The sequence below is a fragment of the Streptomyces longisporoflavus genome, from assembly GCF_014649775.1.
Classification (GTDB): domain Bacteria; phylum Actinomycetota; class Actinomycetes; order Streptomycetales; family Streptomycetaceae; genus Streptomyces; species Streptomyces longisporoflavus.
Window position 1 is genome coordinate 1 of the sequence record NZ_BMTR01000062.1, and the last position, 13844, is coordinate 13844.

The 13844-nt window shown below is 68.9% G+C and carries 11 protein-coding genes and 1 pseudogene; 7 read left to right on the top strand and 5 right to left on the bottom strand.

The window, feature by feature from the left end:
* Positions 1-512: 512 nt before the first annotated feature.
* Positions 513-1394 (bottom strand): SDR family oxidoreductase, encoded by an 882-nt coding sequence (locus IE226_RS42515; protein ID WP_190086897.1) that lies wholly within the window; start codon positions 1392-1394, stop codon positions 513-515.
* A 90-nt stretch (positions 1395-1484) separates the two neighbouring features.
* On the opposite strand from IE226_RS42515, the gene IE226_RS42520 reads away from it, so the two are divergent.
* Positions 1485-2063, top strand: coding sequence for a TetR/AcrR family transcriptional regulator (locus IE226_RS42520; protein ID WP_190086898.1), 579 nt, complete (start codon positions 1485-1487; stop codon positions 2061-2063).
* A 430-nt stretch (positions 2064-2493) separates the two neighbouring features.
* On the opposite strand, the gene IE226_RS42525 is transcribed toward IE226_RS42520, so the two are convergent.
* Positions 2494-3486 (bottom strand): ArsR/SmtB family transcription factor, encoded by a 993-nt coding sequence (locus IE226_RS42525; RefSeq protein WP_190086899.1) that lies wholly within the window; start codon positions 3484-3486, stop codon positions 2494-2496.
* A gap of 177 nt (positions 3487-3663) precedes the next feature.
* Here IE226_RS42525 and IE226_RS42530 point away from each other — a divergent pair, with 177 nt between their 5' ends.
* Together IE226_RS42530 and IE226_RS42535 are read left to right on the top strand one after the other, a co-directional pair.
* Positions 3664-4017: a hypothetical protein gene (locus IE226_RS42530; RefSeq protein WP_190086900.1), complete on the top strand. Its 354-nt coding sequence runs from the start codon at positions 3664-3666 to the stop codon at positions 4015-4017.
* A gap of 380 nt (positions 4018-4397) precedes the next feature.
* Positions 4398-4865 (top strand): annotated as a pseudogene (locus IE226_RS42535) (VWA domain-containing protein); the annotation flags it as partial.
* A gap of 323 nt (positions 4866-5188) precedes the next feature.
* On the opposite strand, the gene IE226_RS42540 reads toward IE226_RS42535, so the two are convergent.
* The gene (locus IE226_RS42540; protein WP_190086902.1) at positions 5189-5917 is read right to left on the bottom strand and encodes an SDR family oxidoreductase; all 729 of its coding nucleotides are present in this window, start codon (positions 5915-5917) and stop codon (positions 5189-5191) included.
* 75 nt (positions 5918-5992) lie between these two features.
* Here IE226_RS42540 and IE226_RS42545 point away from each other — a divergent pair, with 75 nt between their 5' ends.
* Entirely contained in the window at positions 5993-6370 is a 378-nt protein-coding gene (locus IE226_RS42545) for a MerR family DNA-binding transcriptional regulator (RefSeq protein ID WP_190086903.1), read from the top strand.
* A 1022-nt stretch (positions 6371-7392) separates the two neighbouring features.
* On the opposite strand, the gene IE226_RS42550 is transcribed toward IE226_RS42545, so the two are convergent.
* Together IE226_RS42550 and IE226_RS42555 are read right to left on the bottom strand one after the other, a co-directional pair.
* Positions 7393-9225: a serine hydrolase domain-containing protein gene (locus IE226_RS42550; RefSeq protein WP_190086904.1), complete on the bottom strand. Its 1833-nt coding sequence runs from the start codon at positions 9223-9225 to the stop codon at positions 7393-7395.
* A gap of 154 nt (positions 9226-9379) precedes the next feature.
* Positions 9380-10276: a LysR family transcriptional regulator gene (locus tag IE226_RS42555; protein WP_190086905.1), complete on the bottom strand. Its 897-nt coding sequence runs from the start codon at positions 10274-10276 to the stop codon at positions 9380-9382.
* A 195-nt stretch (positions 10277-10471) separates the two neighbouring features.
* Here IE226_RS42555 and IE226_RS42560 point away from each other — a divergent pair, with 195 nt between their 5' ends.
* The 3 genes from IE226_RS42560 to IE226_RS42570 all read left to right on the top strand — a co-directional run bounded on the left by IE226_RS42560 (position 10472) and on the right by IE226_RS42570 (position 13539).
* The gene (locus IE226_RS42560) at positions 10472-11350 is read left to right on the top strand and encodes a carbon-nitrogen hydrolase family protein (protein ID WP_190086906.1); all 879 of its coding nucleotides are present in this window, start codon (positions 10472-10474) and stop codon (positions 11348-11350) included.
* Positions 11347-12717, top strand: coding sequence for an APC family permease (locus tag IE226_RS42565; RefSeq protein ID WP_190086907.1), 1371 nt, complete (start codon positions 11347-11349; stop codon positions 12715-12717). The genes IE226_RS42560 and IE226_RS42565 overlap by 4 nt, the downstream gene beginning before the upstream one ends.
* 471 nt (positions 12718-13188) lie before the next feature.
* Positions 13189-13539 (top strand): MDR/zinc-dependent alcohol dehydrogenase-like family protein, encoded by a 351-nt coding sequence (locus IE226_RS42570; RefSeq protein ID WP_373307117.1) that lies wholly within the window; start codon positions 13189-13191, stop codon positions 13537-13539.
* The last annotated feature ends 305 nt before the right edge of the window (positions 13540-13844 follow it).

Below are 13844 nucleotides of genomic sequence, written 5' to 3' on the forward strand. Positions count from 1 at the left end.
AACTTGCCTGCAGCATCATCTGCTTGAGGCGACTTCGAACCTCATTCTGAAACCGTCAGTAAGGGGTCACCCCTTGGACGAACTCGAAGAGCAACTGGTCAAACAGCTGGCGGAAGTGCGGGCCGAGCGGGACGAATCGCCTTCGCCGAACGCGTCCTTGAGCGGATGACCGGGCAGCTCGCCGACGAACGCGCCCGGGCTGCGCCGACGCCCGGGCAGGTGGGCGGCCGGCCGGTAATGCTGATCCCGCACCGCGAGCCGGGAGTGCCGGGGGCCGCTTCACCATCCGTCTGTGACCTGACCTGCTGCCCGCGGCAGCGCGGCGCGGGCGTAACCATGGTTCCCCCGGCGGCCGTTGGAAGGGTGTGACGAAAACCAGAAAGCACGCCGAGGGCACCTGCCCGTTTGTCTGCCGGTGCCGTCTGCCGCTGTCCACGCGGACCGTCTGCCACCTCGCCGGTCTGCGGCGTCACCGGAATGGACCCCGTCCGGCGCCCCGGAACCGGTGTGCGTCAGGGCTGGATGGTTTCCAGGTCCTCGAGGAGGCCCGGGTGGGCAGGCTGCCATCCCAGGGCATCGCGGGTACGGGCGCTGGACGCCGGCTGGTCCAGGGCGAAGATCGGGCCGAACGGGCCGAAGTTCTCCTGCGGGACCTCCTGGACCGGCAGGCCCAGTCGCCGGCCGATGACTGTGGCGATGTCCCGCACCGCGTCGCCCTCGTCGGCGACGGCATGCCAGGCCGTTGCGGCCGGTGCGGACTCAAGGGCCAGACGGAACAGGACGGCTGCGTCGAGTGCGTGCACGGCCGGCCAGCGCTGGGTGCCGTCGCCCGGGTAGCCGGCCACCCCGGTGCGGCGCGCCTGCTCGGTCAACAGGCCGGCGAATCCGCCCCGGCCCTGGTTGTGGACCGTGCGCGGCATGCGCACAGCCGTGCTGCGCACACCGCGCGAGGCGAGGTCCAGCAGCGCATTGACCGAACGGCCCCGGCCGCCCACCGGCCCGTCGGTCGGCAGCGGATCGGCCTCGGTGGAGGCACGTCCGGGCACCCACGGCGTGCCGGAGACCGTGACGATCGGGCGGTCGCTTCCGACGAGTTCCTGCCCCAGCGCGTTGAGAGCGGCGCTCTCCTCGGCGATGGCCTGCGCGAGAGCGTTGGCACTGCTGTAGTCGCGTCCGAACGCCAGACTGATCACGCCGTCGCACTGCGCTGCGCCGGACCGCAGGACGCCGAGGTCGGCCAGGTCTCCCCGCAGCACCTTGGCACCAGCGCTTTCAAGGGCCTGCGCGGAGCCGTCCGAGCGGGCCAGTGCGAGAACGGTGTGGCCGTTGCCGAGAAGTTCGGCGACGACGGCGGAGCCGATGGTGCCGGTACCGCCGGTGACGAAGACATGCATGAGCCCTCCCTGAAAGTGATGGGACCATTGTCCCATCACTGACCATACACCGAGCGACGGGACAGGTGTCCCATCGCCTATCCTGGTCGCATGGCTAGATGGCAACCGGGGGCGACCCAACGACTCGTCGTTGCGGCCGTCGACCTGTTCACCGAGCAGGGATACGACGCCACCACGGTGACGCAGATCGCCGAGCGCGCCGGCGTCACCAAGAGCACCTTCTTCCGGCACTTCTCCGACAAGCGCGAGCTGCTGGTCGCCGGCCAGGAGACGCTCAGCAGGCTGCTCGCCGAGGGCATTACCGAGGCCCCTGCGAGCGCCAGCCCGCTCCAGGCGGTGGCAGCCGGTCTCGAGCGCGCATCGAGTGCCATGGGACCCGCGAACCGTGAACTCGGCCCCCGCCTCAAAGCAGCCGTGGCAGCCAGCACCGAACTGCAAGAGCGCGACGCCCTCAAGAGCGTCGGTCTGGCGGCCGCCATGACAGCCGCGCTCATCGCCCGCGGCGTCCCCGACTCGACCGCGCACCTCGCGGGCGAGCTGGGAGTCCTCGCGTTCAAGCGGGGATACGCCCAGTGGTCCGAAAGCGATCGTGAGGACACAGAAGGGCTTGCGCCACACGCACTGGCAGCCCTGGAAGACCTGCGTGCGGCAACTGCATCGCTGGGCTGATCCATGCGCAGCCCGGCTGCCTGCGCCACGGGCACTGTGGCGCCCGTCGACTGCCTCCCGGACACCCTGCTCTTCCTGGCAGACCTCCAAGCGATCGCTGTCAGATGGCCTGCTGCGCAGACGGTCACCCGGGACCGGCGTGAGCACCCCGAGAGCCGGTCACGCCAGCCCTTGGACCTGTGATCTCGAGTTGGCCGGAGGCTCAGTGCGCAGCAGTGGCAGGAGGACTGCCATCGTGCGCACCGTGCCCGGCCGTTGAACAGCTGCTGCTCGTTCTTGTTGCTCGGGAAGATCCGCAGCTCCCTCGGACCAGAACAGCACCACCTATTGGCCCGAACCGTCTCCGCCGTCTGGACAGCGACCGAATGCAACACCGCCGTCGTCAGGCACTGCGCGCCAACGAAGCGTCAATGTTGCTTCTGGATGGTCATCAAGGAGTCAGCGTGTTGGCACGGAGAAGTGCGGATCCCAGCGGGGTGAGGCTGTGCAGCACGGATGTGGCGTGCTGGTGGCTGACGATCAAGCCGGCGTCCCGTAGGGCGGTGGCGTGCTGGCTGACGGATGACGCCGAGACTCGGGTTGCGCGGGCGACTTCCCCGGTAGTGGCGCCGGTGGCGACGGCGCGCAGGACAGCGGCGCGGGTGCGTCCGAGCAGGGTCGACAGGGGTGCGCCGGAGCCGAGGCCCTCGGGAGGCGATGAGCGGTGGGGCTCATGACTGAGGGGGTAGGCCAGGACGGGATCCAGCGTGTTGTCGCCCAAGGTCACCGGGGTGCCCCAACAGAAGTAGGACGGGAGGAGGAGGAGCCCGCGGCCATTCAGGTACAGGTCGCGGTCCTTGGGATAAACGGTGTGCAGGACGGGGGGCTGCCAACGTAATCCGGGGCCCAGGTTCCGAAGGAGCCCCTCGATCCCGTTGTCGAGCATGGCGCGGGCGCGGGCAGACCGTTCGGCTTCGATGCGCGCCTGGATTTGGTCACTGTGCGGGGCTATGACCCTGGCGTGGTAGACGCGCATCGCCTGTACCAGGTCTTCGCGTAGGCCCTGCTCGGCCAGGCGCGGCGCCCAGGCGGGGGCCCCGTTGGTGCGGGCGAGGATGCCGACCTCCTCGAGGACCCGGCGCCGTGGCGTGGCCAGGATGGCCTCCAGACCGGCTTCGAGTCCTTCGGCGGTCTCGGGTGGGGTGAGGAAGTCAGGGAAGTAGGAGGCGCGCGGGACCAGTGGTAACAGCAGCGTGCGCAGGGTGCGGGTGAGGGCCGCGGAGTGCAGCCGGGCGCGGGCGTCGTAATACCAGCCCGCGTGGGCCCAGCGACCGTGGCGGGTTTGGAAGCGGTGCAGGCTCATGCAAATCTCCCACAGCGCATCTGGTGCGGCCGCAACGCGGGTCCGGGCCAGGTCGGCGTCGGTGAAATGGATCCGGAGCATTCGCTTCCCCCTTGTCACCTGGGCTTTTCATGCACGGCCAAAAGCCCTGGATGACCAGTCTCGTGTCAGTGATGCTCAGGTTCAACGCGGCGCGAGGGACGAGAGACCCACCGCACCACCGCCGAGCCGGCAGGACCCAGTGCATGGCCCAGTAGCCACAAGAAACGGGGAGGACCCATGAGACTTACCCGGGCAAAGTACGCAGGCGCCTTGGTTGCCGCAGCCTTGGGAGCGACGGTGTTCGCCGCCGCACCCGCATCGGCAGCCAGCGATTCATGGAAGCGGGACTGCTCTGACGACACCACCTACGAGGCTAAGGTCGACAAGCACAAGGCTACAACCACGAAGAGGAACGACGGCGATTGCCAGGGCCTTGCCTACGTGCGGATCAAGGTGGACGGGGACTGGTTGAGCTGGTCCGATGGCAGTAGTGGGACGGCGACGAAGCGAAGCCCTGTGTACGAGATCCAGGAGTCTCAGCACAAGGACTGCAACTGCGCCACGGCCAACTACGTCAACCTGAAACCGTAGACATGCGGCTGGGTTTTCTCCTCCAGGCCTCTCCCAAGCGGTCAGCCAGAGGCGGAGGAATGGCTTGGGACCTGTAACGGCCGCTGCGGGTGAGGTGACGTGCGACCGTGCCTGATCATGATGAGGCCACAGGTTCAAATCCTGTTACAACGGCTTCTTAGCCGTTGTTAGACCCACGCGCACAGAGACCCCCAGTTCGTGAGGACTGGGGGTCTCTGGTGTCTGTGGCGTGATCCAACACGTGAGACACAGTTGCCGTGTCCCGCAATTGAGACGACTGGGCGCGAGCCGCACGGCGCCGTATGGATCATGCAGTTGACCGGGTCCCGGTCCCGAACCGCTCAGGCGCCGTGCGTGTGCACGGCCACGGTCAGCTGTCAGCCGATCTCCATCTGGAGAACTACGCGGACCGCATCGAGGAAATGCACCAGGCGCTGGCGCACATGGGCCGCACGAACTACCACTGGGCCATGGACGCAGTGATCGACCATTACGTCGACTCCGGCAGCACGGCGCCGGCTCTCGTGGTGTTCCAGACTGAGGGCGGGCCCACCAGCCGGGCCGCCGCGGAACGCTTTTTGTGCAAAGCGGCCCGCCTCCCGCTGATCTGGCAGTTCATCGGCTTCGGCGATCCTGACGACAACGAGTTCCGTTTTCTGCACAAGCTCGATGAACTCGCCGTCCCCGGCAAGCGGATCGTCGACAACGCCGGGTTCTTCCACGCCGGCCGGGATCCGGGCGCCATGAGCGACGGAGTGCTCTACGACCAGCTGCTGCAGGAGTTTCCCGACTGGCTGGCCGCTGCTCGCGCCCTCGGAGTAGTCGACGCGGGGCAGGGGCCGGCGTGACGCACCGTGCCGATGCTGCGCGCTGAGAGGGCAGGGCGGCAGGCGGTATCAGGGCCGGGCCAGGACCCGACTTCACCAGGAGCGGGCGCGGGAGCCGGGGCTCGGTTCAGCGGCAGCTCGGGATGACCTGCCGCACCGTCAAGCACTTCGCTGACGCCGCGATGCCGGAGGAGCTGTTCACCGGCCAGCGGCAGAACAGGCCCCTTGCGTCCTCGACGACGACAAGCCCTGCCCGGACAACCGCTGGAGCGAGGCGCAGTTCGGTCAAAGCGGCACCAGATGACACGTAGTCTTGAGGCAACTGCCCCAGGCCCGAGGGTCCCTCATGCCGCCGTTAGCGCTGCCAGGGCGCGGTCCATCGCGTCGTTGAATTCTTCCGGGGCCAACGGCAGCCGGGACTTGACGTCCCGGCTCCACTGGTCGGCGAGGACCTCGGCGGAGCCTGCCTCGACGCCGTCGAGCGCCGCGTCGGCCAGGTCCGACGGCGCGATCTTGGCCACGGGCCAGCCGGCGGCCATGTCGGTGTCGGCCAGGCCGAGGTGTACCGCGGTGACGAGCGTGCCCTGCCCGGCGAGTTCCAGGCGCACCCCGTTGGTCATGGCCCAGGCGGCGGCCTTGGTCAGGTGGTAGGCGCCCGCGCCCCTGCCGCCGAACCACGACATGGCGGAGAGGATGTTGACGATGGCGCCCCCGCCGTTGCCGGCGAGCGCCGGCGCGAACTGCCGGATCATTTCCAGGTGGCCGAACACGTTGGTCTCCAGTTCGTGCCGCACCGCGTCCGGCGAACCGTGCACCAGGTCGGTCCCCGTCTGGACGCCCGCGTTGTTGACGAGCAGCGAGACGTCCGGGGCGGCCTGGGCCGCGGCCTTTACGGATGCGGGATCGGTGATGTCCAGGGGCAGTACGACGGCGCCGGGCAGGTCCACGGTCTCCGGTCGGCGGGCCGTCGCGTAGACCTTGCGGGCGCCCCGTTCCAGCAGGCGCTGGGCGAAGGCGCGGCCCAGGCCGCGGTTGGCTCCGGTGACAAGGGCGACTGAGTTGTTGATGTCCATGCCCGGTACGCTAAAACCTGACGCTAACGTCAGAGGCAAGTGCTGTTCGGCAGGGCCGGAGTGAGAGGCATCACCATGACCGTCACAGAGGCCGCGGCCGAGCGGCTCGTCCGTATCGGCGAGGTGGCGCGGGGTGCCGGCGTCTCGGTACGTGCCGTGCGCTACTACGAGCAGCAGGGGCTGCTCGTCGCCGAGCGCAGCCCGTCCGGCCAGCGCCTCTACCGGCAGGATGCCGTCCCTCTGGTCCGTTTCTTCCAGCAGATGTTCGCTGCCGGCCTGACCAGCCGGAGGATCACGGATCTCCTTCCGTGCTGGGACTCCGGGCACACCGACGCCGGGCAACGAGCCATGCTGCGCGCCGAGCGGGACCGCATCCAGACCAAGATCGATGACATGCAGGCTGCCCTGGACCGCCTCGACGAGGTCATCGCGATCACGGACACGCACCCGTAGGCGCGGCCGGTCGGACGCCTTACCAGCGATCTGCCGGCGGAGTACCAGCTCCTCCCCGCCGGCTCGGCCGCTTGGGGCGCGGTGGGCAGATGTCACGTGCCGGCCGTTGCCCGGGCCCGTGCTGGTTTCGTCGGCGCCCGGCAGGACCGGCGGCACGCTCCGGTCCTGCCGGGCCGGTGTCCGGTGCTCGGGTGATCCGCTCTTTTCGCAGGAGTCCGGTCTGCGGCAGTGTTCTGCGGGGCGGGGGGCCTGGCAAGGGCCAGGACGGTGATCGCGGCAAGCCCGCGGGGACCGGGGTGGTGGGCAGGGTCGCTCATGCCGGGGTTTGCTGTACCCGGACTGCGATAGCGGTGGTTCCCGGCCCGGGCGGCGGCGCTCCTGCTCGTCTGGCGCCTGGTGGGGATCGGTGTGCTGTAGGTGTGGTCTGCACGCTCGGCCGCCGCGGTGCGTTGGGTGCGGCCGGTGTTCGCGCGGGGTAGCGGGCGGGGTGCGGGTGTGTCCGGCGGTGAGGGAGACAGCAGGGCGCCATGATCCCGAATGGCAGGTATGGAGTCGCTCGTTGTGGCGGGGGTGATGCCGGTGTACTGCTCGGGCGTATCGAAAGCTCCTTCGAGGGGCCTGCTTTGCGCTGGTTCGTCATCGAGGCGGACCGTAGCCGTGTCGTCGTAAAGAGCACGGAGCACGACGGGGCGGAGCTTGGCCGGCTTGCTGGAGAAGGCGATCGAGGCGTCGAGGCCGGACACGCGCAGAGCCGGTTGCTCAAGGGAGATGGCGGTCCTGGCGTCATGGTGGACGGCGGGTGCGTCATCGCTTGATCAAGCCTCCCCGGCGACCCGCCCGGGCACGCTCCTGCCCATCGGTTGTAGTACCCGTCGGACAGGAGCCCGACCGCACGAAAAGACCGATCTGCCCATGGCTGAGGTCTCCTGTGGGACCCCGGAAGGGTTCGGGTGGGACACCCCGGCAACGGTCAATGTGAGGTGAAGCGCGTCCCGGGCCGATGAGGGTGCGTTCGCCGGTGTCTACCTCGCAGGAACTGCCGCGCCGGGCATGGGCGCCAGCTTGGCGGCTTCGGCGACGGCGGCGTTCCAACTGAACTCGTTGTTGTCGCTGAAGTAGTAGTAGGTGGCGCCGTTGGGCATCATCGCGATGGTGATGCCGCCGTATCCAGACATGAACGGCACGTAGAAGGGGCTGGTGTAGGCGGGGCTGTCGGCGGAGGTGAACTCGCGGCCCCAGAAGCCGTTCTGGTACTTCATGGGCTTGGTGCCGCTGGTCGTCATGCCTCGGTCCTGCGGTGTGCGTTGCATGGTGGCCGCGAGCAGTGTCGGATCCAGTATCTGCGTGCCGTTGACGGTGCCGTGGTCGGTGTTGAGGAATTTCGCGAACTTGGCGACGGCGTCCTGCGTCCAGAACATGCCGTATCCGCCGAAGGGTGCTCCGTCGGGGCTGTTGTCGGTGTGGGAGGAGACGAGGGAGTCGGGGCCGACGCCGATGGGCTCAAGTACGTCGTCGCGGAGCATGTCGAAGACGTCGGCGTCCGAACCGGTCTTGTCCTGCAGGTAGGTGTTCATCGCTCGGGTGGCGAGGAAGGTATCCGAGGTGTGGTACACCCACTTGCTGCCGGGAGGGGCCTTACGCGGGAAGGACAGGGCGAGTCGCATCTTGTCGGCGTAGGGCTCGGCCGCGAAGAAGCCCGCCATGGTGCGGCCCGATTCGTCCCTCTCGTAGCCGGGCGAGGTGTAGTTCCCGGTGGCCATGTCGAGGGTGTGGTCGAGGGTGATGCCGCTGAAGGCAGTCTTGCCTGCGGCCTCGGGGATGCGGTCGGAGAGCTTCTCGCGGGCCACGGCCGGGCCGTAGCGCTGCGCCAGGCGCAGCATGGCTGTTCCCGCGAACGCCGACTTCGCGGTCGAGTACGAAGGCAGCAGCATCTGGCCGCAGAACGGGTACTGCCCTTGCCGGGTCCGGCAGTTGCCCACGTAGTGGATTCCGTCGAAGTAGAAGCCGAAGGTGCTCAGTGCGGACGGCGTGATGCCGGAGCCGAACTTCGCCACGTCCACCCCGCTGTCCGGGTGGTCGGTGGCCAGCGCCGAGACGGGCTTGGTCGGGAGCCGGTCCTTGACCTCAAAGGCGTACGCGGCGCGCAGGTTCCCGGCGCCGTCCACGGTGCCGGGGCGGTAGTCGGCCGGTACCTGGCCCCACATGTCGAACTGGAAGTACTCGCAGGTCTCCGTGGTGATCTGGTAGCGGACTTCGGAGACCGATATGTCGTCGAAGAGGAACGTCAGGGCGCCGTTGTGCACGCAGTTGGCGTTGCGCTCGACAAGCGCGAACGGCAGGGATGCGCGGGTGCGTTGGCCGTCGCCGTCCTCGTTCCACGCGCGGCCGGGTCCCACCGCCAGGTTCCACGCCGGGTGCCCCGTGTATTGAAGCCCGCGCTTCGCCGGGATGAGGTGGCTGCCGTTTTGCACGAGCGCGATGTCGACCGGTGGCAGGTGCCGGGTCGCTGCTGCGTCTCCGTATCCGTCCGGGTCTTTCATTGCGCGGAATCCGCCGGCGTTGGAGGCGCCGTTGAGGGTGAGGGTGCCTTCGAAGCTGTGGGCGGGCGGCGCCGCTTGCGCAGGCAGGGCGAAGGCACTGTCGGGCACGGTGTCCTTGGCGTTGCCCCTGGCGAGTCGGGCGGCGGTGAGCTGGGTCCTGTTCACCGCACCGCTTCCGGTGAGCGGATCACCCGGTACGGGTGCGGTTGCGGCGGGCGCCGCGGTCGTCGGTGGCGGGAAGGCGAACAGCCCCGCGAGCACGGCGGCGACGGCAGCGGCACGGCGTAGCCGTTGGACAGAAAACGGTCTCGACATGACCCGAGGTCCTCTCGGTCGGTGACTGATGCAAGATCGCGCCGCGTGGCGGGATACCGCCGCATCGTGGGGCGCGCCCGGGCCGCCGTCCAATGCCCGCCCGGTCTGGCCAGGCTGCCTGCCAGGCATACCTCCACGTAGTCGTCGCTGCAGGTCACCGGCGGTCGGCGACCTGCGGCCCGTACCGCTCGACACAGAAACGGGACAGCCCGGCCGCGAATGCCTCGATGCTGTGCAGCGCATAGTGGCCGGCGTCCCACGCCGCGTGCAGGTGGATCTGCAGCGGTTCGTCCGTGCTGTCGAGGATCAGCAGCGGGTGCAGGTCGAAGCGGGGATCGTCGGAGACCACCGCGACACCATGGCCCGAAGCCGCCATGGCCTGGGCGACGTGCGGGGTGTCGCATTCGAGCACGATGTCGTACGAGGCGTTCGCATCCTGCACGGCATGGTCCAGGATGCGCCGGGTGCCGTGCGCCGGGGTGAGGACGATGAGGGGCTCCGCGGCGAGTTCCGCGATGGTGACGCGGTCACGGTCCGCCCAGGCGTGGTCGGCACGGACGTAGGCCCACAGCGGCAGGCGGGCCACCGGGAGCCCGGCGAAACGGCGTCTCGGAGGTGCCGAGGAGATAGCTACGTCGGCGCCCCTCGTCAGGGCCTGGTACGCACGTGCCGGACTCTCCGCCTGCACGGTGACGAGCGGATCCTCCGGCCCCCAGGTGGCCAGGAACGGCGCGATCACGTCGGTGATGGTGGTGGGCGGCGCCGCCACGGTGATCCGCATGGCGCGACCGGCAGCCAGCGCGCCGACCGCGGACTCGGCCGCATCCGCGCGGGCGACCAGGTCGCGGGCCAGAGGCAGGAAGCGCCGGCCGGCTGCCGTGAGGACCATCTGCTTGCCGCCGCGGTCGAAGAGCGTCATCCCCAAGGACCCTTCCAATCCGCGCAGTTGGCGCGACAGTGAGGGCTGGGCGACGCGGACCACCTCGGCTGCCCTGGTGACCGAACCGGTCTCCACGATGGTCAGGAAGTAGCGCAGCACTCGCAGTTCCATGGCGGTGGCCTCTCGGGAGACGGAGGAGGCACGACACCTTCATGCCTCAGAGGCATGGTAATCACCCCTTCTAAGTATTTGAGGCTATGGCTGGCTGGCCGCATTCTTGTCCCACCGGAAATTCCTGGTGATCAGCGCCCGAATCTCCGTCGACTTCTCCCCGAACAGTTCCCCTGGATTGGCTGGTGTTCCCGCATGGCCCGCCCCCTGCCCCTGATCCTCGCCCAGGCGCCCGGCCGCCCGGCCGACGACCTCGCGGGCTTTGCCGCAGACGTGGAGCGGCGTGTGAAACTGCGCGCACCCGGCGCGCTGGTCGTCTACCCCGAGCTGCACCTCGGCGAGAGCGCTCCCGGCGTCCCGGCCGCCCCGGAGACGGCCGCCGAGCCGCTCGAGGGCAGACGCGATGCAGCCTTCGCCGAGCTCGCGGGGGATCTGGGTATCTGGCTGGTGCCCGGCAGCGTCTACGAGCGAGGCGCGGGCGACCGCGTCCACAACACGGCACCGGTCTATTCGCCCCGGGGTGAGCGCCTCGCCGCGTACCGCAAGATCTGCCCGTGGCGTCCGTACGAGACGACCACACCCGGCAACCGGTTCGAGGTCGTCGACCTCGCCGGGGTCGGCCGCATCGGACTGTCCATCTGCTACGACGCCTGGTTCCCGGAAATCTCCCGCCATCTGGCCTGGTTGGGCGCCGAGCTGATCGTCAACGTGGTCCGCACGCCGACGAGCGACCGCGCGCAAGAAGTTGTCCTCAGCCGCGCCCACGCCATCACCAATCAGGTCTTCGTCGCCGGCGTCAACGCCGCCGCCCCCTCCGGGACCGGCCGCAGCCTCGTCATCGACCCCCAGGGCACGGTGCGCGCCGAAACCGTCGACGCCGGCGACTCCACCCTTACCGACGTGATCGACCTCGACGAGGTCGGCAACGTCCGCCGCTACGGCACCGCCGGCCTCAACCGGGTCTGGGACCAGTTCCGCCCCGGCGACCCGGCCCTCGAGCTCCCGCTGTACGGGGGCCGTATCGACCCCGCCACCTGGAACCCCGCCCACACCACCGAGGAGCCGCCACGATGAGCAGCGAGACCACAGGCAGCACCGTGAGACTGAAGGGCGACCTGAGCCTCTTCTCCGTCGTCCTGTTCGGCCTGGCCTACATCTCTCCCGGCATCGTCGTCACGATCTTCGGTGTGGTCGCCGCCACCAGTGGCGGCGCGGCCCCGACCGCGTTCGCCATGGCCACCTTCGCGATGCTGCTCACCGGGCTGAGTTACGCGAAGATGGCGCGCGCCGTGCCCGGCGCGGGGTCGGTCTACACCTACGCCCGCAAGATGCTCGACAGCCGCATCGGTTTCCTGTCCGGCTGGGCGATGCTGCTCGACTACTTCTTCATCCCGATGGTCGGCTGGCTGATCACGGCGATCTACTTCCACGCCCAGTTCCCCGGGATACCCAAGTGGGTCTGGTTGATCGTGTCGGTGGGCATCACCACCGCCATCAACGTCTTCGGCATGAAGCTCGCGGACCGCGTCAACAAGGTCCTGATGTTCATCGCCCTGGGGTCGCTGGTCCTCTTCGCCACCCTGTGTGTCGTCTTCCTCGGCAAGCACGGTTCCTCCGCCCCCGCCACGGACGCCCTGTGGAACTCCGGCACCTCGATCGGCGCCATCACCGCGGCCGCCGCCATCGCCGCGTACTCCTTCCTCGGCTTCGACGCCGTCTCCACGCTCGGCGAGGAGGCCAGGGGCGGGGCGAGGACAATCGGCCGCGGCGTCATCGGCTGTGTCATCGCTGCCGGAGCGATCTTCATCGTGCTGTCCTTCGTGATGCAACTGGTCCACCCCGGCGCGCAGTTCGCCGACGTCGACGCGGCTGCCTATCACCTGAAGGTCAAGGTTGGCGGTGATACGTACGCCGAGATCATCAACTTCGTCACCATCGCCGGATCCATCGCCTCCTGTATCGCCCTGCAAGCCTCCGCCGCCCGCCTCATGTACGTCATGGGACGCGACGGCGCACTGCCCAAGGCCGTCTTCGGAAGCCTGTCGAAGAAAACCGGCACGCCCGTGCCGAATCTGCTGCTGACCGCGGCCGCCGGTGTCCTCGCCATGAAACTCGACCTGACCACAGCCACCTCGTTCATCAACTTCGGCGCCTTCCTCGGCTTCACCCTGGTGAACATCTGTGTGATCGCCCACCTGGTCAAAGAGCGCAGACACGGCCGCACCCCCCGCCTCTTCTCGTACCTGGTGATGCCGGCCATCGGCGCCGCCGTCTCCCTCTACCTGCTCACGAAGCTCGGGCACGTCGCACTCCAGATCGGCGGCGTCTGGCTGGCGATCGGCGTCATCTACCTGGCCGTCCTGACCAAGGGATTCCGCCGGCCCGCACCGGAGATGACCTTCGACGACGACACCGCGGCCACGGACACAGTGACCGCGTAGCTCCTCCTCGCCCGGGCTCGTTGTCGTACGGTGTCGCGGCGCAGTCACCAGCCGGGCAAGGCGCGGCCGTAGCCCGCACACGGCGGAGCGGACGGCGCGGTGGCGGGATCAGACCAGCCGCGTACGCCTCCTCGCCGGCCTGGGGAAACCGGACCCCCTTGACTCCGCCCACATCCGACACCGCAACCTGGCGGATGCGTGCGCCGGCAGTCGTGACCCAGCGCTCGTCGGCGAACGGGTAATCCTTGCCCAGCGCACCGACGAGGGCTGGCCGTTGCGCTGGCAGGACGGGGCAGCCGCAGGGCGGGGGCCGGCTCGCCTGGCGCGTTCAAGGTCCAGTGGTCAAGGCCATGCGCACCAGTACTCCGAGTCGGCGTCTTCGGCCTGATTCGCGTCGGGTTCGAAGAGCGCCGTCCTCGCGGGGGAGGGGCGAGTTCCGTCGCCCTGGACACCGGCGACCCCGCTGCGGCCATCCGCTCGTACGCGCCACGGGGCGTCGACCGGATCATCGAGGTCGCGCTGTCCGTCAACGCCGATCTCGACAACACCGTCGCCGCCGCCTACGCCACCCGCACGGACCGCACCGAGATCCCCTTCCGGCCCCTGCTGTTCAACAACGTCACCCTGCGGCTGCTCGGCAGCGACGACTTCCCCGCCCAGGCCAAGCGCCAGGCCGCCCGCGACCTCACCTCCGCAGCCGCCGTCGGCGCCCTCACCGTCGCCGTCGGCCACCGCCACCCGCTGGACGACATCGCCAGGGCCCACGACCACGTGGACGCCGGCAGTGGCCACGGCCGCATCCTGCTCACCATCCCCCTTTAGCACGGACTCGGAACACTGCCCTGCTCAACTGCCTAAATCTGCCGGGGCCCGTCGCGCTGCCAAGTGTTGGGACCCATTCCCGCCGGCGAGGGCGGCCGGGGGTCCGGCTGTCCCGGGCGGCTGGCGAGCAGGTCGGCGATGACCATGGCCGGCAGTTCTTGTTTCGACTGGTGAAGAGACAGCGTTCCAACCCTAATCCGTACTTAAGGACGTTCCGAGGGACCGAGTGGATCTCGGGATGTTCGAGTACCGGATCGTGACATCTCGGGGCAGCCGGGCCAGTGACGCCTCAACGTAGACCGGGT